Source organism: Paenibacillus sp. CF384 (assembly GCF_900106745.1).
GTDB lineage: Bacteria > Bacillota > Bacilli > Paenibacillales > Paenibacillaceae > Paenibacillus_Z.
Map to the genome: position 1 here is coordinate 136,301 of NZ_FNNV01000010.1, position 23,412 is coordinate 159,712.

The window sequence follows — 23,412 nt, forward strand, 5'->3', positions numbered from 1 at the left end:
CGTCGTCACCTTCTTCCTTTATTCTGAAGTTTCGCAGCGAGCAGCACCAAGACAATCGGAATCAAGATAATGACGCTGTACAACCAGCCCAGCGCACTGGCATACCCGAAACCGGTTTCCGGGTCCGCCATATTCGTCGAGATAAACTTTAGAATAGGATTAAACGGACTCGCCGTCTGATCCACCAGCGTATAGACCAAATTGAGAAACAGGAAAGGCACCGTGGAGGGAAAAGTGATTTTCCAGAACGATTCCCACGGTGTAACACCATCGATGCGGGCTGCTTCATAAACCGAAGCCGGAATGGTCTGAAACGCCGCCAGAAACAAAATAATTTGAATACCCGAAAACCATAAAATAATAACGAACTTCCCGATCAGCTCGACCAGCACCTCCGCAATATTGACCGGCAGCACCTCGTACAGCATATCCGCGATATGATACTGATCGGCGAATGGGAGCTTCGCCTGTCCTTGATCGAACAGCGCCGTAAGCACCTGACCTGTTGCGAAGATGACCGGCAGGAAGAACAACGTCCGAAAGAACATGCGTCCTCGAAACTGCTGATTGAGCATAATCGCGATCAATAGCGCGAAGATAACCGTAATGGGAACGGTCAAAAACATTTCGCGTACGAACAGAAACATATCAACCGGAAACTCATTGTCGTAAATAAAGGCATATTTGAAGTTATCCCAGCCGATAAAATCATACTGCAGCCCGCTTCCGTCCGTCGCCACGCTCACTTTCGTAAAGCTCATGTAAAGAGAATTGCCCAGCGGATAAAGCATGAAGACCGCGGTGCCGATCAGCCAAGGCAGCAGAAACAAATACCCTTCCAGCGCCAGCTTCAGCTTACGAATTCGGTTATGGCGGGCATGCTCCTTGCGATGGAGCGATTCAACCGGCAATACGGCTTCCCTAGAGACGTTACCGTTCACTTGCCCACCTCCCCTCTCACAACTGCATAATTGTCAGCCTCCACTGTTACTCCATCCACCGAAGCGTAGGCTTTATCGTTATAGTTCACGATGATCCGCGTCCCATTCTCATACGAGGTCTCGAACACGCCGTCCGCCAGCTTGACATGACCGTCCATATAAGAATTCCAAACGCCTTCACCGGTTGCTGCAAAAGCTTTATATTCTGAGATAATCTGCGATTTCACCAGTTGATATTGCCCGCTCACATAACCGGAATAGGTCGTGCGGCTGAGATCCCGAATATCGCCGGATGCAACAACGTAATAAGGCAGCGCCCCATATTCCAGCTCGCGCAGAAACTCCGTTCCGGGGTCCGTTCGCAGCGTGCCTGAACCGGACGTATACGCTACGAGTCCGTGCAGCGCCATCGGATAGAAGGGAACACGCTCATCGATCGCCAGATCGTAGTTGTAATCGAGCGGCAAGTTATAGAACATATCCGCGTGGCCGATGGAGAATGCATACGGGTTCGACGTACCGGCCCATCCCAGCTTGCTTCGCAGCAGATCCAGCGTTTGATTCGTCAGCGCCGCCGTCTCCGTGCGGTTCGAGGTGCGTCCGGGCGTGTAGTCGCTGAACAAGCCGTCGCCGTATTCATCCATTAATGCGACGCCGCCAACTGACAGCGCTTGCCAATCCTTGATCACACCGGGCAAATAATCTTCAAACACCTTCCAAGGATTAATCGTGTAATAGTAGAGCGCTTGATTATAGAAATCGCCATTCTGATAAAATTTAACGACCTTCCCCGAAATCTGGCGCACGCCATCCTTCTTCGGCGAGAAGCCGCTGCCAAAGGAATCGACGCCGATCTTCAGATCGTCATTAAGCACGAGGGGGATGCCCTTCTCCTTCAGATGTTTCTGCAAGGCGAGGAAGGCGGATTTGCCGCCAAGCTTGCCCCCGATCGGGAACCGATCCGGAATGGAGCCGGCGAAGCCGCCCTTCTGCCATCCCCGCAAATTCACCCGCAGGCTGTGAATGCCTTCCGCATACAGGTCATCGACAATTGCTCGCACCTCGTCGAACGTGCTGACGACAACGACGCTCGCCCCAAGCGGCGTCGGCTGCTCGCTTGCCGCCATGATGAAATCCAGCGTAAGCGGTGGGTCGCCCGCAGCGTTGCCGGCAGACAGCTTACGGGTATCCGCCAAGTAAGCACGGTACCGCTTCGCCATTCCCACGTAATCGGATGCATCCTTCTCCAAGAACAGATAACGCATCGTGAACGAGGACACGTTGAGCGCCTTCTCGTACACGCTGTTCACATTGTTCGGATCGAGCCCTTTTTGCAGAAAATAATTGTTGCGGTACTTGAACTTGGCATACACGTTGTTGAAGCTCGTCTTGAGCTGGGACGGCATGGCGACAATGTTGGCCGCAGCTTCCCCTTGCTCGATAACGGAGATAAACCCTTGGTCTCCGCGCTTCATCCCGAACACCGGATAGTTGATGCTCTCTCTGAAATAGGAATTATCCACCGATGGAATCGACCAATCGCGGCCATAGACCGGGTAGTCATAAGGCAAGGTCAGTGCCGCCCTCTTCTTCCCGAACGTGATGAGACCGCCCGGCCCATCCGGCACGAACAAGTAGCCTTGCCCATCATCCAGCGCCGCACCGAAGAACGGAAGCACGGATAAGCTGACCACCTGGAACTGCGCCCCTTCGGTGACTCCCTCCTGCGGCAAATGAACGACGAAGCCATCCTGCTCCATGACATATTCGAGATAGACCGAAATGCCGAGCTGCTTCATCTCATATCGAACGCCGACTCCGTTCTGAATCGGCTTCCACGAGATCGCAGCCTCAGAGTCAATCGTATTGGCGGTTTCCTCTGCTTTCGTATCCAGATTGTAGTAATTGACCAGAATCGGCGAAGCCGCATTCTTCTTCCATTGCCCTTTAGTCGGATCCTGCTCTTGATCTTCCTTAGACGGATTGCTCAGCCACATATCGCCTGCCGCTGTCTTCACGGCAATTTGACCTGTAGCCGGATCTAGCCACAGACTGCCTGCTTGCTGCTCGCTCATTCGGTACCATGTCGCTCCGCCATAGCTCATCTGCTCCGTCTTCGGTGCATCTGCAGACATCGACAGTTTCGTCATATATGCGGCTGCATCTTCCATGGAATAGTTGGAAATAGACGTAACCGTAGGTGCCTCATGGCGATACATCCAGAGCAGTGCAAGCGCGATGACGGCCAGCACGATTAGACGATTTCTTAGCTTGCGAACCCAAGGTTTCTTAAGCCACACGTTCCATCAGCTCCTCTCCCAGTGTTAGGAAGAAGTCGACCGACTGGTATACGAGACCGAACAGCACGAAGCCGAATATCCATAAGCAGGCCATCGTGAAGAGCGAAACCGTCGCCATCTTTATCGCTTCCTTCAGGTTGTAGTTATGCACGCACATGGTGCCGATAAAGAGCAGAATGAACATCCACGCATACATGCCGTTCACGATTAAGTTGTAGATAACCGATTCCTGAAGCGTCAGCACGCGGGAGATGAGCTGGGCCGGCAGATTGATGACCACGATCGGCATCAAGGCAAAGCTATTCACGATAAACACGTTCCGGAACGTCCCCTGCCCTTTCAAGACAGAGCCTGTTAAGTAACTTCCAATGACCCATATGAACCAAGGAAGGATGAAGTTCTGCACTTCCGTCCATAGATTGAGTTCCTGAAACCGCGTTTCGACGAAAATAAAATTAGCGATCGCTTTCCCGATCAGCGTAAAGCCGAAGCTTAAGATGACGATAATAAACGCTACCGTGAGCTTAATCTTCATCCCTTCACCAATCTCCGTCATGCCGTTCAAGGGATGACGCAGAATACGGAACGCTTGCAGGACGGACTCGCGCCAGCCGGACAAAGTCGACCGGTCCACACGGGCTGTTTTCTTCCGTTTAGGCGTATACCAACCAAGCTTCACGGCCAACCGTTTGCCACCGAATACGACAATGAGCAGTCCCACCAGAATACTCATACAGAGTGCGAAATATTTCATCAGCCAGTTCATGCGCACTTGCCAGAACGCTTCCGAATAGCCCTTCTGATCAAATGCCTTGGAGAAATAGTTCATCGCGCCTTTATAGTCGTTGTCATAGAAGTCAGCCTTCGCAATGCCCTGGTAAGAACGCTCGTAATTGGCATTGCGCAGCAGGATCTCCCGCCAAAGCGGCTCGCCCTTCTGATACTGGCCATCCGCGAATAAGGTCACCGCCTCATGCACCTTCGTGCCGAATTCGGTTCGTTTGAACACCTGAATATCGCCAAGCTCCCCATCCGCCACAAGAATATTGCCGTTGGACTGCAGCCCGACGGCAGTCGCTCGCTTGAACAACCCAAGCCTTGCTTCTCCTGTTGACGCATTGCCGAACCGGAAGATCAGCCGGCCCTTTGAATCATATTGGAAGATCCGTCCGCGAGCCGCCTCAAGCACCGTAATAATGCCGTTCGCATCCACAGCGACACTTGTAAAAGACAGCTTGTTCGGAGGCACGAGCCAAGGCGCAAAATTCAAGTTGCCTAATAAATCGACGCCGCCGGAATTGAGCTGCCGCAGCTGACCTTCCCTCATATCGCGGTTAACCGTATAAATAAATCCATTCGCGTCCACCGTCATATCGGTAATCGCACCCGGCAGCAGCAGCTGTTCGCTCTTCAACTGTTCGTCGGTATAGAACTTGCGCTTCAATGTTTGGATCCAGTCCATCGGTACTTTGTTCGAGCCGAAGAAGCCCGCAAACTGACCGGTCGGCGTTAATTGCAGCAGCCCTTGATAACCGCCTTTATTGGCTACGTAGATATATCCCCGCCGATCAAGCACCAGCTTTGCCGGTATGAAGGAATACGACTTGGACATCGCTGGGTCTTTGGGCTCGACGTATTCACGCAGGAACTTCGCATTGCGATCGAATACCGCAATGCGCCGGCTTCCCGTATCGGCAATATACACTTCGCCTTCCTTGCTGATAAACACGCCTTCCGGCTTGCGAAGTTGTTCCTTGGGATTCGATACTTTCCCATCCTCCGACTTCGATACATCCGGAAATGTCCGCACCTGCTCACCTGTAGGCGACAGCTCCACTATGCGATCATTGCCTGTGTCTGCTACGAAGATCGCATCATCCTCGGCAATAAACAGATCCTCCGGGTCTTTGAAGCCGGTCCAAGCCTGAACAGGAACAAAGGCGTCAGGCGTCCAGATCCACCGTCCGTTCGCATCGCTCGACAGTGTCCAGTAAGGAAGCGCGGCATTTGCCACCGATGGAAGTACAAGAAGGAAGAGACAGAATCCAAGAAGTAAGGCGTACATGGAACGTTTCCCGGCTTTCACACTCTGGTCCCCCTTTCTCTATTTGATGCCCGAATGTGCCATCGTCGCCATAACGCGGCGCTGCGAGAGCATGAAGAATACAATGTTGGGTACGAAAATAATCAAGCTCGCCGCAGCCGCGATCCCCTGCCCGACCACGTTGTTCGCCGCGCCGTTCGTCAGCGTCGTAACATAGTAAGGGAGCGTCTTCATCGATTCGATCGTCACGAACAAATTCGACGTTTCCGTCTGCGCCCACGAAGCTTGGAACGCCAAGATCGCTACTGTTGCAGTAGCAGGTAGACACATCGGCATGATAATGCGCACGAAGATCGTATATTCCCGGCCCCCGTCAATCTTCGTTGCTTCGATTAGCTCATCGGGAACCTGATCGACGAACTGCTTAAGCAAGAATACCCCTACGGGCATAGCGACCAGCGGTAAAATATGTGCCAAGTACGTATTCATAATGCCGATATGCGTAATGACCAAGTAGCGTGGAATCCCGACCGATTCAGGCGCGAACATAAGCGATACGATGATGAGTGCATTAAGCGCCTTGCTGCCCGGAAAGGTGATCTTGGAGAACGCGTAGGCCGCCATCGTACTGATGAGCACAATCCCCGCCACGGTTGCGCCGGTAGTCAGAATGCTGTTGAACAAGTAACGCGTGAACGGAACGACAGCCGTGACGGACTGCTGAAACAGCTGTTGATAGTTGAATAAGGTCGGATTGACGACATAAAATTTCGGCGGGTAAGCGAACAGCTCTCCGATCGGTTTGAATGCTTGGCTGAATACGAACACCACGGGCAGCAGCATGAACAAGCCGAGCAGCGTCAGAAAGATCGTCGTAATCGTCTGGAACAGATCCCACTTGAACGTACGGCGAATGAAGCGGCGAATCGAATGCGTGTTCATCGTTCATCCTCCTTCGTACCGAACAGCAGGAAGGAAAACTTCGAAGAGCCGTAAATCAGCAGCAGCAAGATCACGGACAATGCCGACGCATAACCGAACTCGTACCGGACAAATGCAAAATCGTCGATATGATTCGTCATGAGATGCCCCGAATAGCTCGGCGTAATCAACTGACCGGTTGCGGTGGCAAGCAGCGTCCCAATCGCGCCCGCCTTCAACGTGCCGACGACGGCCATGACGGCGCCGAAGAGCATTTGCGGGCGGATGGCCGGAATCGTAATGTAGATGATCTCCTGCAGCCGGTTGGAGATGCCGTCGATTTTGCCCGCTTCGTACATCTCTTGATTGACCGTCTGCAGGCCAGCCAGCATGGCCAAGAATCCAACGCCCATGCTCGCCCATAACGATATGGCAATCATGATCGGCATGAAGTAAGCCGGCTTCTGCAGCCATAGGATCGGAACGTCGGACAAGCCCCACTTGAGCATCAGCTGGTTCAAGTAACCGACCCGATCCCCGCTGAACACGACGGTCCAGACGACGGTCATCGCAACGCCTTGGAAGATGGAGGGCGTATAGATCGCGAGTGCGAGCAAGTCGCGAGCCGTCTTCGGCAGCTGGTTAATGAGCCAAGCAAGCAGGAAACATAGGAGATAGCCGCCGGGACCGACGATGAGCGCAAACTGAATCGTATTCGGTATCGCGTATTGGAAGAAGATCCGGTCCTGCGTCAGAATGGCTAAGAAATTATGCCAGCCCACAAACTCCGGCCTAGAGAACGCATCGAACGTATAGAAGGAAAGCGCGATTGCGGCCACGATCGGCACGACGATGAAGATAATGAACGTAATCATGAACGGTGCAACGAAGATATAACCGGCAACCGTTTCCCTGCGCATCCATCGCCTTGTCTTCTTCTCCGGAACCACAAGCGGCGCTGCTTTGGATAACTCCACCTCGTAACTCATGGCTCCTCCCCTTTACCCGGGCTCGGCACATCCGGAATGTCGATCGGATGAAGAACCTTCCCAACAGAATCCCGCATTTTGAACTCCACCTGCTTGCGCGCCATTTCCTGATTGATGGCAATGATCGCTTTATCGAGTTCTTCCCTCGGTACCGCGTTCGCTGCCACTACATTCTGCCAAGCAAATACGAGCTGCCTTGCCGTAAAATAACCGCCCGGCACATTCGGTGCTTCCTTGTACCATTTCCATTGCTCCAGAATGGCTGACAATTGGGAACGCGGCCAAGGCAGCTTCGCAAAAGCATTCATGTTCGCGGAATTCCAGCGATATTCCGGTCCATAGATGGCTTCAATATCGTTGCCGAACCGAACCTGCGTCTTCTCTGACGTCCACCACTGGAGGAACTTCCATGCCAGCTCTTGTTTCTCCGACTTCTCATAGATAATACCGGCCTGCAGCGGGCCTCCTGCCCAGCGAAGAATGGTGCCGCTCTTCTCGTCCAAGTTGCCCGGGATAGGCGCAATCTGCCATTTGCCCGCGATTTCCGGCGCAGCCACCTGCGTAAGCAAATACGTGTTAAAGTCGGTAATCCCGATTGGCATATCCCCTAGACGGAAGTGATTGAAGAAGCTCGGTACTTCCTTCGGGAGCTGGAATAAGGTGAATAACTGCGTCCATTGCTTAAACCCTTTAAATGCCTCATCCGTATCGAGCCCCGATACTAATCCGTCCTTGCTATAGAGCTCTGCACCGTTCTGATAGAGGAAGGATAGGTAGTCCGCAGGTGTATAGAAGAATTCATGTCCACTCTGTTGCAAAGTCGGCAGCATCGTGTAGACATCCTCCCAGGTTTGCGGCGGCTTCAGCCCAAGCTCATCAAGGATGTCGGTTCGGTACATCATGATTTTGAAGTTTTGCGTTTCCGGCAGCGCGTAGTTTGCACCATCGTAGTGGAACACGCGCATCGCGCCCGGATTGAACGCTTGAATGGCATCGTTGTAGCCCGGCATCTTCGTCAAGTCAGCTAACGCGCCGCGCATGGCGAAATCGCCGACTACGCCACCGTCAACGCCAAGGGCGGCATCCGGCTGTTCGCCGGCGAGATTGCCCAGAATGAGCATATTCGGGTCAGGCACGATGTTCACGTTAACATGAATGCCGGTTTCCGGCGTGAACGTTTCATCAGCCAACTGCTGAATAAGCCGTACATAGTTCCGGCCTCGATTCACCCACACATCGATGGCCTTAGGATCATCGCGCGTAAAGTTATAGTCGATAACGAAGGAGCGGTAGAAATTGACGGCTGTATTCCCCAGCTTCTGCCACATATTCGGTGCCATTTGAGGCAGCTCCGCCCCCGGCTGCGAAACCCATAAGTAATCCAGCATAAGCGGTTGATCCAGCATCCGAAACGCCCAGCTGCTCAGTTTCTGCTGCGTCGTCGCAAACAGCTGCAGCTCGCTCGGGATTTGCCGGATGCGGCTCTTCATGTTATTGAATTCATAGGCAGCTGCGCGGAACGAGGATTCTACATCCGATTCCCCGATTGTCAGTCCTGACAACCGATCGGCCAGTCCCGTCAGATCCGATTCGATCTCCGTCAGACGTTCGTCGATATCCGGGATATATTTCTCCAGCTGCCAATCGCGGTTTAGATCGACGTTGCCGCCGCTCGTGTAGGAACGCTCGTAATTGCCCGTTACCTTCCGGATTCGCTGCTCCAGTGCCGATATGCGATTCAGATTGCGAAGAAGTCCCTCGTAGATAGGCTTCATCGGCGCCGCTGTCGGACTGATGCGCACGATGTGCTTGCCCTTGGTCAGTTCGAACAGGAACGGCTTGCCCTGCTTATCGGCCAGCGATTTCCCCGCCCAGCCCCAAGACTTGCTGTACGCAAACTGCACATCCAGCATTTCCTTGAACGGCGTTTGACCATCAATCATGATCGACTCATTCGTGTAGGTATTGTTCAGAAACGCCTGCTTGAATTTGAAGCCAAGCTCATACAAGCCTGTCTCCGGTACCTCAATCTCCCACTCTGCCCATTGACCGGAGATGCGGAACTGTTCGCCGCCCATCGCATTGTAATGGATCAACCCTTCCGGGTCAGGTGAGATGAGCGCATCGCTGACCGATTGCAGCTGGATCGACGTGTTGGACTTGGCGCTCATCTTCTCCGCCTCCACCAGCTGTACGAAATCTCCGTTCTGTGCAGTCGCCCGGTAGTCGCTTGCCACCTCGGCATACACGGGAATTTGCAGAGGCGCATCCGCGTAGAGCGACTTTAGCAGCATCGCGCTCTGCTGGTTCATGAGGCGCACCGTATGCGCACCTTTGGTGAAATACCATTTGAGCGGCGTTATATCTGCAGTATAGTCAGCAAGCCGAACATCCTGCTGCTCCTTCACGATCGTCGATTGAGGCAAAATATCATTCCCAAACTCATCTCGCTTGAGCGGGTAACCTTGATACACGAACTTATGCTTCAAGCGGATATTGTCCGCTTCCAGGAAGGGCAGCTCGCCGTCGATGTATACCCCGCGTATAATGTCCGTCACCGCGTCATCCGCCGATTCATAGACAACGCCCAGATTATACAGCCCGTCCTCCGGGATCGTTAGTTGGTAATCAACCCAGCTCTCGCCGTCCTTCCAGAGCAGTCCGTTATCCGTCTTCGAGAAATGCGTCTCGTCGGACACCGCCGTATAAGCTGAAGCATCAACCGAAATTCGCTCCGGCAGGGCAGCGGCATCGCTGAAGGACTTCCCTTTGGTGGCCTGCCACTCCAAGTAGGTCGGCAGTTTGCCATTAATATAGTCCTTCTCTGTCAGTACCGGCGCGGGACCGGCAGGACCATCTGCCATGGTATAAGGCGGAACGCCGCCAAAGAGCAGCAAGGAGGATAGAATCATAAGGCATGCTATTCGTTTCCAAAACAGCGGAGTCAGCATAACGCTTCCTCCGTCTGTGGATCGAAGAAGTGGATCTGCTCCATATCGAATGCGACCGTCACCGCGTCTCCTTCCGCAAAACGTCTGCGCGGTTCCACTCGTACAACTAGCTTGTGATCTTCATTATTCAGATGTAAATAGGCGTCGGAGCCCAGTAATTCTCGGATTTCAATGGCAGCGGTCAACGATCTGCCTTTATAAGACTCCATATCCGCTCCATCGCGCAGGACGGTCATCGTTTCGGCTCTTACGCCCATGATGATTTTTTTGTCCATATAATGCTCCAAGCGGATTAACGCCGCCTTCTCTGCCGGGATTTCGAGCGAATACCGTTTTGTATCGAAATACGTCTTCGAATCCCACTTGCGGATATGCCCGTGAATGAAATTCATGGGCGGCGTCCCGATAAAGCTGGCAACGAACATATTGGCGGGATGACTGTAGATGTCCTCGGGAGTAGCAACCTGCTGAATGAGGCCTTGCTTCATGACAACGATCCGGGTTCCCATCGTCATCGCTTCGATCTGATCATGGGTCACATAAATCGTCGTTTTCTTCAGCTGCCGATGCAGCTTCGTCAATTCTTCCCGCATCTGAACACGGAGCTTCGCATCCAAATTCGACAGCGGTTCGTCCATTAAGAACACTTCGGGTTCGCGAACCATGGCGCGGCCGAGCGCCACCCGTTGTCTCTGACCGCCAGACATTTGTCTGGGCTGTTTATGGAGATGCGCTTCAATTTCCAATACTTTGGCCGCTCTCGCTACTCGCTCCTCAATGACATGATGAGGAAGCTTGCGCAGACGCAACCCAAAGGCGATGTTCTCGAATACCGTCATATGGGGATAAAGCGCGTAGTTCTGGAATACCATCGCGATATCGCGATCCTTGGACGACACATAATTGATCATCCGGTCGCCGATGTACATCTCGCCCTCGGTAATTTCCTCAAGACCCGCAAGCATACGCAGCAGCGTCGACTTTCCGCAGCCGGACGGCCCGACGAGCACCAGAAACTCGCCATCGGCAACCTCCAGATGGAAGTCATCCACCGATTTGCGTCCCTCGCCCGGATACCGTTTGGAGATATGGTTGAATAACACCTGTGCCATGCGCACTAGCCCCCTCTGATCACAACAGTTAGCCTGCAAACCATAATCGCCTAAGCCTCAGGCGAATGCCCTCGGCTTAGACGATCGATTTCGGATTGTACTCGCTTGCCTATTTCATTTTGGCCATCGCATCTGCAATCGCTTTGTTGGCTTTATCTGCTACAGTCGGGAAGTAGTCGTACGCGGACGTTTCTTTCTGGAAGGCATCTGTACCCCAACCGCTGTTGGTCGCCGATATTTCCGCTCCACCCGGAATAAAGATCGTCGGATCGACTTCACCGATAGATGCCGCATACAGAAGCGCATCCACGTTCAGCCCTTTGTACGTTTCCATTTGCTTGAAGTGATCGGTGATTTCAGGCGTTGTGGAGTTCGGGAGCGAGCCGCCGATATCCATCAGAATCTTCTGGCCCTCTACCGTTGCAGCCCAGAATTTCATGAATTGGAACGCTTGATCTTTGTGTTTGCCTGCTTTCGTCAGGAACATCGGGTTGTTGAAGGAGGTGCCTACTTGCTTCGCCGTTCCTTTAGGCGTTGGCGCAATGTCCCATTTGAATTTCCATTGCGATTTAAAGCCCGGAATCGTCGGCGATACGTGATAGTAGAACGCTGCATGACCCGTTGCGAAGATATCGCCTTCAAGTCCCGCTTCCTTCACGCGCTTGTCATTGAGCATGATGCCGTCTTTGGAAACCCAGTCCATCATGAATTGATGGTCATCCATGACGTTCTGATCGTTGCCGACATAAGTAATCGTGTTCTGGAGGTCGCCGTTCAAATCCATAATGTGGTCGGAATGACCATTGGAGGCTGCGATATTCGCGCCTGCAAAGATCGTGAGGATGACATCATTCGCAATGCCCCATACTTTGTCTTCAGGGTGTGTAGCTTGCTTCGCCATGTCGACCAGATCCGTCCAGGACCAGTCATTCTTAGGAGCGTCAATGCCGTATTTATCGAGGATGTCTTTATTGTAGAAGAAGATGAAGGTGTCGTTGCCGCGGGATAGACCATATTGCTTGCCTTGATATTGGAATGGCTCTAGGATGCCTTTGCTGAATTGATACTCTTTGTACTCCGGATCTTCTAAGTAAGGGGTCAAATCTTCAGCCAAGCCTTGTTGTACCACATCCACGAACGTTGGATTCCAGAAAATATCGATCGGCTCGCCGGCCGCGATACTTTGCGTTACCGCTTTAATCGTGTTCGGACCCGGATCGTTAAAGAGCCACTTCACCGTAATCCATGGATATTTCTTCGTGAAAGCGTCGGATATTTTATGCCATTCCGGGCTGTCTGCCGGTACCCAAGTGGAAATCGAAATCTCAACCGGTGTCTTATCTACTTCTTGGACCGGCTCAGCGGCTGCGTTGTCCGCTTCATTGTTTGCTGCTGCGGTGTCATTCGAGGTTACTGCCGTGTTCGTGGTGTTTTCTTTCGTATTGGCAGCGGCGTTCTTAGCGTTGTTATTATTGCCGGATGAACAGGCTGCGACAAGCATGACTAAGGTGAAAGCGATTACAAAAGAAATGGGCTTCAATGCGCTTCGTTTAAACAAAGGAATTCCCCCTTGATCGAAATAAAATCATGACCTTACCCTGCCATTCATCTTTCGAGAAGCCGCGCTATTCACTTTTCACGTGCTCAAGTCTGCTTATTCCTACATCACCTCTTGTAAAAGTATACTTAAGTTGATTCATCTTATACCCAATACTACAACATACTTTTCCATTATACAATATGTTATTCCAACAATTAAAGTATACTTTTATGTCGAAAATTCAGATGAAGCCGTCTTTGCTTCTCCCGTGCTGCTCCGAACGATCAATTGCGGTACAATTTCATCCCGCATCTGCTCGCTCTTCCTTTCGAACAGCAAAATTTGCGCCGCGCGCCTGCCGAGCAGCAGCGTGTTCTGATTGATCGTCGTCAAGCTGGGGACTGTAAATTGACTGACCAGTATATCATCGTAACCGATAATGCTAATATCGTCCGGCACGAGCAGGCCTCTTTTGCCAGCTGCTTTGATCGCTCCGATCGCCTTGCTGTCGCTTGTCGCAAATATGGCTGTTGGCCGCTGCTCTAGCGACAGCAGCCTGTTCAGCCCCTCCGCCCCCATCTGCTCCGACTCGCGCTCCCCGTCAAGCACACAAACCAGGTCCAAATCAAAGGCAACCCGGTGCTGGGTCAGCGCCAATTTGTAGCCCTGCAGACGAAGCGCAAACTCCTGATTCATCTCAACCGGTGATTTTCCCGTCAAAATAATGCCAATGCGCTCATGACCGAGCGACAGCAGATGTTCCGTTGCCAGATATCCGCCTACGAAATTGTCTACGATTACATAGGGAATCTGAAGATGAGGGTAGTAGAAATGAACGGTGACAAGTCGTTTGCCTTCATCCTTCCAGCGTCTAAGCAGGTCGAGCGGCATTTCGTTTCCGTTCTTCAGGTGGGGATGCAAAATGATGCCGATATCATCGCCCTCGGGCATTTGAAATTCATCATCCATCCCCCAGATATTGAAGGGAATGCCGTGCTGCTCGCACTCTTCCTTAATCCCGGTCAATAAATCCGCGAAGAAGCGATGATGATAGGCCGAAGCAATTTCATTGTTATAGACAAAATAAATTTGACTAAGCTCCGCCCGCTGCTGCAAGCCGTTGGCGGCCGTTCGTTCCATTTCCGGCTTCAGAAAGCTGCCTTTCCCGCGCGTACGGCTAATAATGCCTTCGTTCGCCAGCTCTGCCAACGCTCGGCGCGATGTAATTTCCGAGGTGTTGTACATGCGGGCGAGCTCGATCTGAGTCGGCAGCGGCTCGTTGTGGCGGATTTTACCTTCTGCAATCTGCCGCTTTAGATCCTCGATGATATGCTGATAGACATGTTTTCTTTTTCCACGCACGAACCTTCCTCCCTACCTAACCCACATTCATGCCACGGAGTGCTCGGTTTCCTCTTGCGGGATAATGCGAAGCGGATAATTGGCAGCTGCATCAATCCGATAGTTTGAAGGTACTTCGGCGGTGCCGGTGAGCCCATCCGGACCTGTCTTCCACTTAATCGTGATGGATTGGCCGCCGGGTAAAGGCATGACCGCTTCCGCCGACTCTACTCCATCATAGGGAGACCTCAGATGAATGATCCCGCTCCCCAGATCGGATAAATCCACGCCTAGCACGAGCTCATTGAGCAAGTAAGCCGGAGACGCCCCCCAGCCATGGCAGGCGCTGACCGGAATACCTTCTTGCAGATAGGTCGGTGTATGGCCTTGATAGGTGCTCGGAATGGTGCAGGCAGGCATCTCCGCATCGAAGGTTTCCCACCAGGTCGTCGCTCCGCGACTCAGCATCTCGCCCCAATAGCTGCGGATAAGCGATAACGCTTCTTCTCGGCGTCCGACATTGCGCAGTACTTCGAGCACGATATGTTGGAAGAAGGGACCTCTAACCGGCGGGAGTTGGTTGGCGAAATAGTAATCGTCCAAGAAACGATTCGTCTCTTCTTCCGTCATAATGCCGCACCATGCTGCCATGAAGTTCGTTTGCAGCGAATAGTTGTCGGATATCGCATCACCGTCCAAGCAATCTGCGAACAGCCCCTTCTCACCTACCCACAGGTGCGTTCGAATGGTTTCGACCAAGTTCACCGCCTCGGCTTCAGCTTGCTCCGCCTTGCCGCTAGTTGGATCGAGCTCACGCATGATATCGGAGTAAACCTTCAGCGCCTTGTAGCGCAGGAAGGAGATCGCGGCAACCTTGTCGCGTCGGTCGATATCGTCCGACCAATCGATAAAGCACCAATATCCGGTCCGATCTGCCCGCGCGAACAATCCCGTATCATCGCTCTGTTGTCTGAACCAATCGATCAAGCGATCGGTAGCCGGCTCGAGCTCCGCGAGCAGCGCCGAATCGCCGGAGTACCGCCAATAATCATGTAAGCCGATTAGCCAATAGGCGCAGAAATCAGGCAGCAGCATACCATTATCCTCTGGACCGGTTCCGGGAATCGAGCCATCCGCCAGCTGAATGCGAGCGCCTTGAAGCAGACATTTACGCAATAGAGCCGTGTCCGCGAAGTTGGCATAGATGATTTTGCCCATAACCATGGAGTCCACCACCCACAGTGCCTTCTCGCGCCAAGGACAATCCTCCGTATGATCGTGAGAGTTCATTCGTGTCGTATACAAGCTCACCTCATGGATGCGATTCAGCAGATCATCCGAACTGCCGAACTGCGTCTGCCTAGTGAATGGATAGCCGACTTTCTCGCAGCTGAGCGAGGTGACCGCGACGGGAACCGGAGTCGCCATGAACGTGAGCTTCAAATATTGAAACACGCGCCGGCCGAATGGCTGTAGTCGTTGGCAGCCCTGTTTGAGCACGAAAGTGTCCACTTCCTGCAGCTCCAGCGATTCACCGTAAGCGATTCGGACGACCCCGCCTTCCGGAGCGTCAACCTCGAGAATCGGCCTGCCGACAACAATTCGGCCGAAGTCGTATACGACCGCAGGCATTGAGCCTGGTCTGGACGCATCTGCTTCTAGGACGGTGGTTGAGTGTGATTCAGCTTGAGAGTCCGCTGAAGCTGTTAGTAGAGATTCCGGCTCCGTTATGCTGCCGAGGTTTAATTCTGTACGTATAATGGCGGAGGCTTGGCAAGCCTCGGTTGCTAGAAAGGGGATTTCGCGCGCAATGAGGCGCGGCCACGGACTGTTCGGATCGCACGCTTGTGCAAGCTCCTGCGAATCCGCCCATGCTGAGTTTAATACTTTATAGTGAAGCTGCTGCCAATCGTCATCTTGCTGCGCCAGATAGATCTCTTTAAAGCCGCCCCATAAACTGAGCCGTTCATTGGTCGTCCGGAAGCGAGGAGACAGCCTTGATTTCCATGAATGGTCAGTTGCTGAGATGACGGTTGCAGCAGCGTCGGCTCCTTCGACCATGAGCTGGGCGATGAAGCCCGCTTCGCCTTGCATTTGGTTGGTAATGATGTTGGACTCGCCGAACTGGTAGCAAAGCACTGAAATGACATTATCGCCTGCTTGCAAGTAACGACCTACTTCATACGAATCATAGTACTGATAATCTGGTGTACATGGCGATGGCCCGCGGCCGACCCATTGTCCGTTAATCCAGAGATTGTACTCCAGCCTTGCCGACAGATGAAGCACCGGTTGTTGCGCAAGCTCCGATGGCTCAAGATGAATTACTTTACGGAAATCCACATATTGGTTTTTGCAATCACCGCGCCGCTCCAGCCATATCCAGTTCGCATCCCATCTCATAGCCGATCTCCTCTATGTCCAATTTGCTTAAACTGACAACCTTAGATGAGTTAAGTATATTATGCAATTCAATTATTATCAATACGTATACATTATATTTTTAAGTATAAAAAAGAGCCGTACTAATCATCTGTTAATGATTAAGTACAGCTTTATGGCATATCATGAACTAAACTATAATACCTTAGCGCTCGCGCAACGCCTCGATCGCTTCTTCATCAAACTCAATGCCGAGCCCCGGTGCCTTAGGCAGCAGCACTTCGCCGTCCTTGAACGTAAATAAGCCCGGTTTCTTCAGGATGCGATCGATATTCTTAACCGTCTCTTCCGGTGTAAGCGGCGGGAAAATCAGCGCATACTCCAGCATCGAGCAAGAAGCGATGGAGGCTCCGACCTGCATCGTCGTTGTCCAATCCAGACCGCTCGTTCCATGCAGTATGCATGGGACGCCGAAAGCTTCGGCGAGAACGCCAGCCTTGCGGCATGGCCAGATCCCACCGCTAATCGCCGCATCCGGCTGCAAGATATCGACCGCTTGATGGACCAAGTAATCTCTGAATATAGGCAGCTCTTGAGCGAATTCCCCTCCGGAAATCGGAAGATCGACTTCCTCGGCGAGACGTCGGTAGGATGCCAGATCATCACGTGCGAATGGCTCCTCAAGCCAATTCGCATCGACCGCCTCCAAGCCGCGCGCAACCTGAAGCGCTTGCTCGTAGGTCCAGATCCAGCCCGGCAGATGGGCGGTTCGATCCAGCATCAGCTCCACTTTATCGCGGCCCCCGACCCGCTTGCGCACATGCTCCAGTACGCGCACATCATCCATTGGATCCGGACGCCATGCGCGAATTTTGAACCGTTTATGACCCATTTCATAATAACGAACGAGCTGTTCCGCCTGGTCCTCGATGGCAATATGCGATTGATCGGACTCTCCGGGCCATACGCAGGTCAAGTAATAAGGCATCGTTTCTCTGGCGCTGCCAAGCAAAGAGCGTACCGGCAGTCCTGCCGCTTTGCCGGCAATATCCCACAAGGCATGCTCGACCGACGGACAGCCTGCAAGCGCGCCGCTTTGCAGATGCGCTTCGATGTCTAGCGGGCTCTTGCCCAGCAGCCGCGGCTTCACCTGCAGCTCGAGTTTGCTCGCATCGGTTAACCGAAAACCGTAGCCGGTAACGCCTTGGTCGGTTTGAATCCGGGTTAGACCTACACTCGTTACGCGAAGATCATCCGGCTGAGTCGGCGGCGGAGCTAATCGTACTGTAAACGTCTCGATATTCGTAATTCTCATCCTGACTCACTCCAATTCATTATTATGAAATGATAAGTATACTGTAGATGGAATTATGTCAATTCAAAGTATACAGCGATTAAGTGGTCCTGTAAATCACATCTGGACCGAATGCAGCTTACGGCCAGCTGATAACCCATCTACTTTTGCTCCATGTGCGGTATCTGCTACCTCTCTTTAGTTCATCTCAGCTACTTTCTCCCCATGCGCGGTTCCTGCTACCTCTCATTCGCAAATCTCAGCTACTTTCACAACATGTGTGGTACCTGCTACCTCTCTTTCGCTCATCCCTGCTACTTTCACTCCATGTGCGGTACCTGCTACCTCTCTTTCGCTCATCCCTGCTACTTTCACTCCATGTGCGGTACCTGCTACCTCTCTTTCGCTCAACCCAGCTACTTTCACACCTTGTGCGGTACCTGCTACCTCTCTTGCCGTTTTCGCAAGAAAACCGCCACCTTCCAATTCTAACGAAACATCGAGGTCTTATTCACACGAAAATAACCACATTTCAATTCTAACGAACCGTGGTGGTCCTATTTAGAGGAAATGCAGCGAATAGAGGGTTCTAAGCACGAAATAAGGCCTGTACGGTTCGTTAGATTTTCAAATGGAGTCGTTTGACTGAAATAAGACCTCTACGGTTCGTTAGAGTTTATTGGGCAGCGGGGAGCAGGCCACAATCAGTGGTCTGTGGTCTGTGGTCTACGGACTGCGGTCTGCGGGCTGCGGTCTGCGGGCTGCGGTATGTGGTATGTGGTATGCGGTCTGCGATCTTCGATCCGCGATCAGCGGCAGTCCGCGATCAGCACTCATCCTTCCGCACAAAAAAAACCTCTGTTTCCACTTCAAAAGTGGCCACAGAGGTTTCTCGTCTACATTCTAATCCCTACTATCGGTCCAGCTCCAGCTTATGCAGTCCACCCGTACTTCGATGATAGAGAACGAATGCCATCAAACCAATCAGACCGAACAATCCAGCAGCGTAAAGCAGCCAAGAAATCGGCATCGTCTCCGATAAGGATGTGCTGAGCAGAGGCCCGATACTGCCGCGGATGCCGAACAGCATGAGATGAAGCCCGAACACAACCGCTTCACGCCCCGGAGCGAGTCGGAAGACGTAGGCTAGGAAGCCGATATCCCAGATCGCGTCCCCTAAGCCTTGAATCCCGCTTCCAATCATAACAGCCGGCAAATTGCTGAAGATCGCATACAATATGGGGACGATCGCGAACGCAGCCAATCCATAAGCTACGGTTTGTTTGGCCGACAGCTTATCAATGACGCTGCCGACAACAAAGTAAGAAACAAGCAGACAGGTAAAATACGTTGCTCGCGCATAGCCAATTTCCGTATTCGTAAGCTCCAGCCAGTTTACTTGAATAATTTGATACAGCGGCTGAGCAATAATGTTGCCGAAACCCGTAAATGTGCAAGCTACAAAGAAGATCGCCAGCTCGCGATTCTGCTTGATGAGCTGCAACTGCTCTTTAAGTGAAGCCCGCTTCGCGGTCTGCAGCCTGGACGGCGCTTCCTTACGCGCTTTCACCTTTGCGAAAACGAGTATGGAGATCACACCGGTGATGGAAGCAAACAGCAGCGGCCCCGACGGCCCGCCAACATCGATCCACTTGCCAATCATGAATGCAGTCGGAATCATAATAATCCCCATGGCTACTCTTGTGTTGCCCATCAGCTTCCCGCGATGCTCAGGCGGATACATTCGGACGACCATGGAAGCATAGGCAGGTGCCTGCACCCCCATTAGCGTATGGAAGGCTAATGCTGCAACAACATACATCAAGGGAATGCCAAAAAATGCAGGCAGTATAATCAGTGCCCTTGCGATTAAGTTTGGAATCACGATAAACGGCTTCGGGTCGCCAGAGCGTTCAATCCAGCTTGCCCATATCGGAGAAAGCAGCAATCCAATCGCCGGCGCCGCTGACAACAGTCCAACCTGGATATTGGACGCTCCCTGCTGAATCGCCATCGGGATGTAAAACTGATTGAACACAACATTAAAGAAGCTGAATAATACCGAGGCCGTGGCATCAAAGCAGAAATTATGCCAGGCTCTTGGACCGAGCTGCAGCCGAAGCGTCGAGACTAGCGATTTTATGGCATTCATATTCTATCGTTACCCTTCATATTGGATCATTTTTCAGAGTATAGTATAACACTCCTTCCGTCTTTTGGCGTCTATTTTCCATTTTGACAAACCGTCTTGCATGGGGGCATAATGAACGTTAAGAGAACGTAAAGAGTTCGTTAAGAGATTACCAGATCAAGCTTGTGTATAGGAGGATTTCAACATGCCGCTTTGGCGCCTTAAACGGCTGTTTCAGATGAGGCCGTTTATTTTTTTCACCCTTATATTAGTCATTAAATCGACATTAGCATGGCTCGTTATCTTTGACGGAGGTCCATCCTGGACGCTGCTCGTCACGGAGCTTCCATTCTTTTGGATCCTATTCTGCTTAATTGAATGGTTCGCCACCAAACGAAAGCTGGCACTGTATGTGACGGTTAATTTACTTGTCACCGCGATCTTGTTTGCCGTCATTATGTATTACAAATATTTTGGAATCATCGTGACCTATCATGCGCTGGAACAGGTCAATCAAGTAACGGCCGTGAAGAGCAGCGTGTTCTCTCTGCTGGATCCTTATTATTTGTTTATTTTTCTCGATATTATCGTATTTACTGTTTTGCTTGTCAGACGATCGAAATTTCAAGGCTGGAAAACATTCAGTCAGATCCCGCTTAGCCGGTCTGTAATTTCGCTTGTGTTCATCATTTCGCTTGCACTATGTCTCTTCAATATATTACCCAACCGTGCCAGCATGAATGAAATTGTCAAAGCAGAAGAGATGGGTATACTCAATTACGAAATCTACACGATCTTCGCAGATGACAATACACCGAAAACCCCGATGAAGGAGATTACCCGTGAGCTGATCGATGAAACGAAAGGAATCACGGAACCCGCTGCACCTAAGTATTCGAGCATAGCAGCAGGTAAGAACCTCATCATTTTGCAAATGGAAGCTCTGCAGAATTTCTTGATCGGACTCTCAATCGACGGACAAGAAATTACGCCGAATATGAACAAATTAGCTCGAGAGCATATGTATTTCCCGAATTTCTACCAGCAGGTTGGCCAAGGCAATACCTCCGATGCTGAATTCGTCGTGAATACGTCATTTTATATTCCGCCGCGAGGTGCGGCAACAATGGCTTACAGTGACAAAGAACTGCCAAGCCTTCCTCGTCTAATGAATCAGAACGGCTACCAGAGCGCCACGTTCCATACGAATGTCGTGGAATTCTGGAACCGGATCGAGCTTTATAAAGCGCTTGGATTTGACAAATACTATGATCAATCCTTCTTCGGCAAAGAAGATATGGTGTTCTTCGGCCCTTCCGACGAGGTGTTGTACAAGAAAACAGCCGAACAACTAGATAAGTTGCAGCAATCCGGCAAGCCGTTCTATGCGCAACTTATTTCCATGTCATCGCATCACCCCTTCACAATTCCCGAGGCGAAATACAAAATGAAACTGCCCGAGCGTTATGAAGGTACATTCGTAGGTGATTATATTCGCGCTCAGAATTACGCGGACTATGCGCTAGGTTTGTTCGTCGACGATCTGAAGGCACGCGGAATTTGGGATAACAGTGTCTTTGTTATGTATGGTGACCATCTTGGTCTGCCGGTTTACTCGTTAGACAACGACGACAAGAAGCTGATGCGTGAAATCTACGGTCATGAATACGGGTTTACCGACATGATCAACATTCCGTTAATTATCTCTGCGCCCGGTATTACAGCACCGGCGAAGCTTCCGCAAGTTGGCGGTCAATCGGATATTATGCCAACGATAGCGAATTTGCTTGGCATTTCTTTGGCGGATCACATTCATTTCGGGCAAGATCTGCTCAATCAAACGTCGAACATTTTACCCGAACGATACTATCTGCCTACCGGATCAATGATTAACGATCAAGAATTGTTTATTCCCGGTACTGTATACAGTGACGGCACCCATTATCCGCTGCATGGCACTGTTCAGAATGGATCAACGGTATCCGAGGATCAATACAATCGCGCATTAAAGCTGCTTCATCTATCAGACAGCTACGTGAGTCAGCTGCCACCGTTGAAGCCTTAAACCCAATATCCTATGCCATTACAAAAAAGCACTCTTCTCGCTAGCAGCCGGTCACGATGCCGCTAATGAGGAGAGTGCTTTATTTGGGTGCATTTTGATCCATGTTATCCATACAGCCCGTATTTGATTTCGCAAACGGTGCCTTGCCCCGATTCGCTTGTGAATATGATTTCCCCGCCCATTACCTTGACGAGGCTGACGACGACCATTAACCCCAGTCCGGTGCCTTTCTCCTTCGTTGTGAAGAACGGCATCCCGATTCGTCTTAGCTGCAGTTTACTCATGCCCACTCCGGTATCGGAAATCTGAATGTATACCTGCCCCTTCTCAATCCGAGTCGAAATCGTTAACAACCCGCCTGCCGGCATCGCTTCAATTGCATTCTTAATGAGGTTCAACAGACATTGCTGAAACTTCTTCGGTTCCCCCATAATGTAAACGGCGTGCTTCTGTTGATGCAGAATTTGGATTTCGATGCTGGACATAACGGAAAGCGGTGCTATCCATGGAATGAGCCCTTCAATCTCCGCAATTACATTGATTGGTCTCGCTTCTTCAATCGTCGGTTTGGCATAATTCAAGAAATCTGTTATCACCGCATTCGCATGCTCGACTCCTTCTATGGCATGCAGCCGATATCGTTCCATGGATTCGCTGCTGACGCCGGGCTTCGCCATCATTTGGAGAAAGCCATGTGTCGTTGTAAGCGGATTGCGGATTTCATGGGAAATCGAGGCCGCCAGCTCGCCAATCATATGGAACTTCTCGGCTTTGTAGAGCTCTTCCTGCATGTTTTCCTGACTTCTAACCTTATTGCAGGTGATGACGACAACAACGGCGGAAACCATCGTCCCAAGATATAACATCAGCATTTGAGATGCACTCAGGTTATCGCTTTCCGGATATACCGCCAGGAAAACAACATAATGAATGAGCATGAAAACCAGCGCATATCCCATTGTCCGTGAAAGTTGACTCTTCCATAACATCCGGTAATGAAACCATAGTCCCAGAAGTAACAATAACACGTTGCTTACCAAATTCGCCTCGATATCCGTACCCACAAAGAAGAATCCGCAAAGCGTAACCGAAGCACCAGCCATGATTCCGGGCAGCGTACCTTCAAACATAGACGTCATCATAATGCTGATCGGCATAAGATGCAGCGAGAAAACAAGCGGATCGATGGGCTCGATCAATTGGTAACAGGTAGATAACACGACCATGATGATCGCGATTACCTGATTCCTTCGCCGAGCCGACAGCATGATCCTTGGGCTTATAAATACAAATGTACAAGAAGCTAATATATAGAGCAAACCATGAAATTGATAAATCAGGATAGCGGACATGGGTGTGGAACACGACTCCCTCTAGTAGGTTCGACAATAGAATAGTAAA

General features: G+C 51.4%; 14 protein-coding genes. 1 reads left to right on the forward strand and 13 read right to left on the reverse strand.

Annotated features, from left to right (window positions below):
• Nucleotides 1-5: 5 nt before the first annotated feature.
• The 12 genes from BLW29_RS17485 to BLW29_RS17540 form a co-directional block, all read right to left on the reverse strand.
• Nucleotides 6-941: a carbohydrate ABC transporter permease gene (locus tag BLW29_RS17485; protein ID WP_256208698.1), complete on the reverse strand. Its 936-nt coding sequence runs from the start codon at nucleotides 939-941 to the stop codon at nucleotides 6-8.
• Nucleotides 938-3,241 (reverse strand): DUF5696 domain-containing protein, encoded by a 2,304-nt coding sequence (locus BLW29_RS17490; protein WP_090981888.1) that lies wholly within the window; start codon nucleotides 3,239-3,241, stop codon nucleotides 938-940. The genes BLW29_RS17485 and BLW29_RS17490 overlap by 4 nt, the downstream gene beginning before the upstream one ends.
• Nucleotides 3,231-5,327, reverse strand: coding sequence for a YIP1 family protein (locus BLW29_RS17495; RefSeq protein WP_090981890.1), 2,097 nt, complete (start codon nucleotides 5,325-5,327; stop codon nucleotides 3,231-3,233). The genes BLW29_RS17490 and BLW29_RS17495 overlap by 11 nt, the downstream gene beginning before the upstream one ends.
• A gap of 18 nt (nucleotides 5,328-5,345) precedes the next feature.
• On the reverse strand, nucleotides 5,346-6,227 hold the full coding sequence (locus BLW29_RS17500) for a carbohydrate ABC transporter permease (RefSeq protein ID WP_090981892.1): 882 nt from the start codon (nucleotides 6,225-6,227) through the stop codon (nucleotides 5,346-5,348).
• The gene (locus BLW29_RS17505) at nucleotides 6,224-7,195 is read right to left on the reverse strand and encodes a carbohydrate ABC transporter permease (RefSeq protein WP_090981894.1); all 972 of its coding nucleotides are present in this window, start codon (nucleotides 7,193-7,195) and stop codon (nucleotides 6,224-6,226) included. The genes BLW29_RS17500 and BLW29_RS17505 overlap by 4 nt, the downstream gene beginning before the upstream one ends.
• On the reverse strand, nucleotides 7,192-10,146 hold the full coding sequence (locus BLW29_RS17510) for an extracellular solute-binding protein (protein ID WP_090981896.1): 2,955 nt from the start codon (nucleotides 10,144-10,146) through the stop codon (nucleotides 7,192-7,194). Before BLW29_RS17510 ends, BLW29_RS17505 begins: the two co-directional genes overlap by 4 nt.
• Nucleotides 10,140-11,258, reverse strand: a complete 1,119-nt coding sequence (locus tag BLW29_RS17515; RefSeq protein WP_090981897.1) for an ABC transporter ATP-binding protein — start codon at nucleotides 11,256-11,258, stop codon at nucleotides 10,140-10,142. Before BLW29_RS17515 ends, BLW29_RS17510 begins: the two co-directional genes overlap by 7 nt.
• A 109-nt stretch (nucleotides 11,259-11,367) precedes the next feature.
• A complete protein-coding gene (locus BLW29_RS17520) occupies nucleotides 11,368-12,816 on the reverse strand; it encodes an ABC transporter substrate-binding protein (protein WP_090981899.1) in 1,449 nt (482 codons plus the stop codon).
• 210 nt (nucleotides 12,817-13,026) lie between these two features.
• On the reverse strand, nucleotides 13,027-14,160 hold the full coding sequence (locus tag BLW29_RS17525; protein WP_090981900.1) for a substrate-binding domain-containing protein: 1,134 nt from the start codon (nucleotides 14,158-14,160) through the stop codon (nucleotides 13,027-13,029).
• A 27-nt stretch (nucleotides 14,161-14,187) separates the two neighbouring features.
• Nucleotides 14,188-16,542: a family 78 glycoside hydrolase catalytic domain gene (locus BLW29_RS17530; RefSeq protein WP_090981902.1), complete on the reverse strand. Its 2,355-nt coding sequence runs from the start codon at nucleotides 16,540-16,542 to the stop codon at nucleotides 14,188-14,190.
• A 184-nt stretch (nucleotides 16,543-16,726) separates the two neighbouring features.
• The gene (locus BLW29_RS17535; RefSeq protein WP_090981904.1) at nucleotides 16,727-17,836 is read right to left on the reverse strand and encodes a mandelate racemase/muconate lactonizing enzyme family protein; all 1,110 of its coding nucleotides are present in this window, start codon (nucleotides 17,834-17,836) and stop codon (nucleotides 16,727-16,729) included.
• Nucleotides 17,837-18,728: 892 nt separating this feature from the next.
• Nucleotides 18,729-19,967 carry an MFS transporter gene (locus tag BLW29_RS17540; protein WP_090981906.1) on the reverse strand — a complete coding sequence of 413 codons (1,239 nt, stop codon included), beginning with the start codon at nucleotides 19,965-19,967 and terminating at the stop codon, nucleotides 18,729-18,731.
• 184 nt (nucleotides 19,968-20,151) lie between these two features.
• On the opposite strand from BLW29_RS17540, the gene BLW29_RS17545 reads away from it, so the two are divergent.
• A complete protein-coding gene (locus tag BLW29_RS17545; protein WP_090981908.1) occupies nucleotides 20,152-22,011 on the forward strand; it encodes an LTA synthase family protein in 1,860 nt (619 codons plus the stop codon).
• Nucleotides 22,012-22,115: 104 nt separating this feature from the next.
• Here BLW29_RS17545 and BLW29_RS17550 read toward each other — a convergent pair whose 3' ends face one another.
• On the reverse strand, nucleotides 22,116-23,363 hold the full coding sequence (locus tag BLW29_RS17550) for an ATP-binding protein (RefSeq protein ID WP_090981909.1): 1,248 nt from the start codon (nucleotides 23,361-23,363) through the stop codon (nucleotides 22,116-22,118).
• Nucleotides 23,364-23,412: the final 49 nt, after the last annotated feature.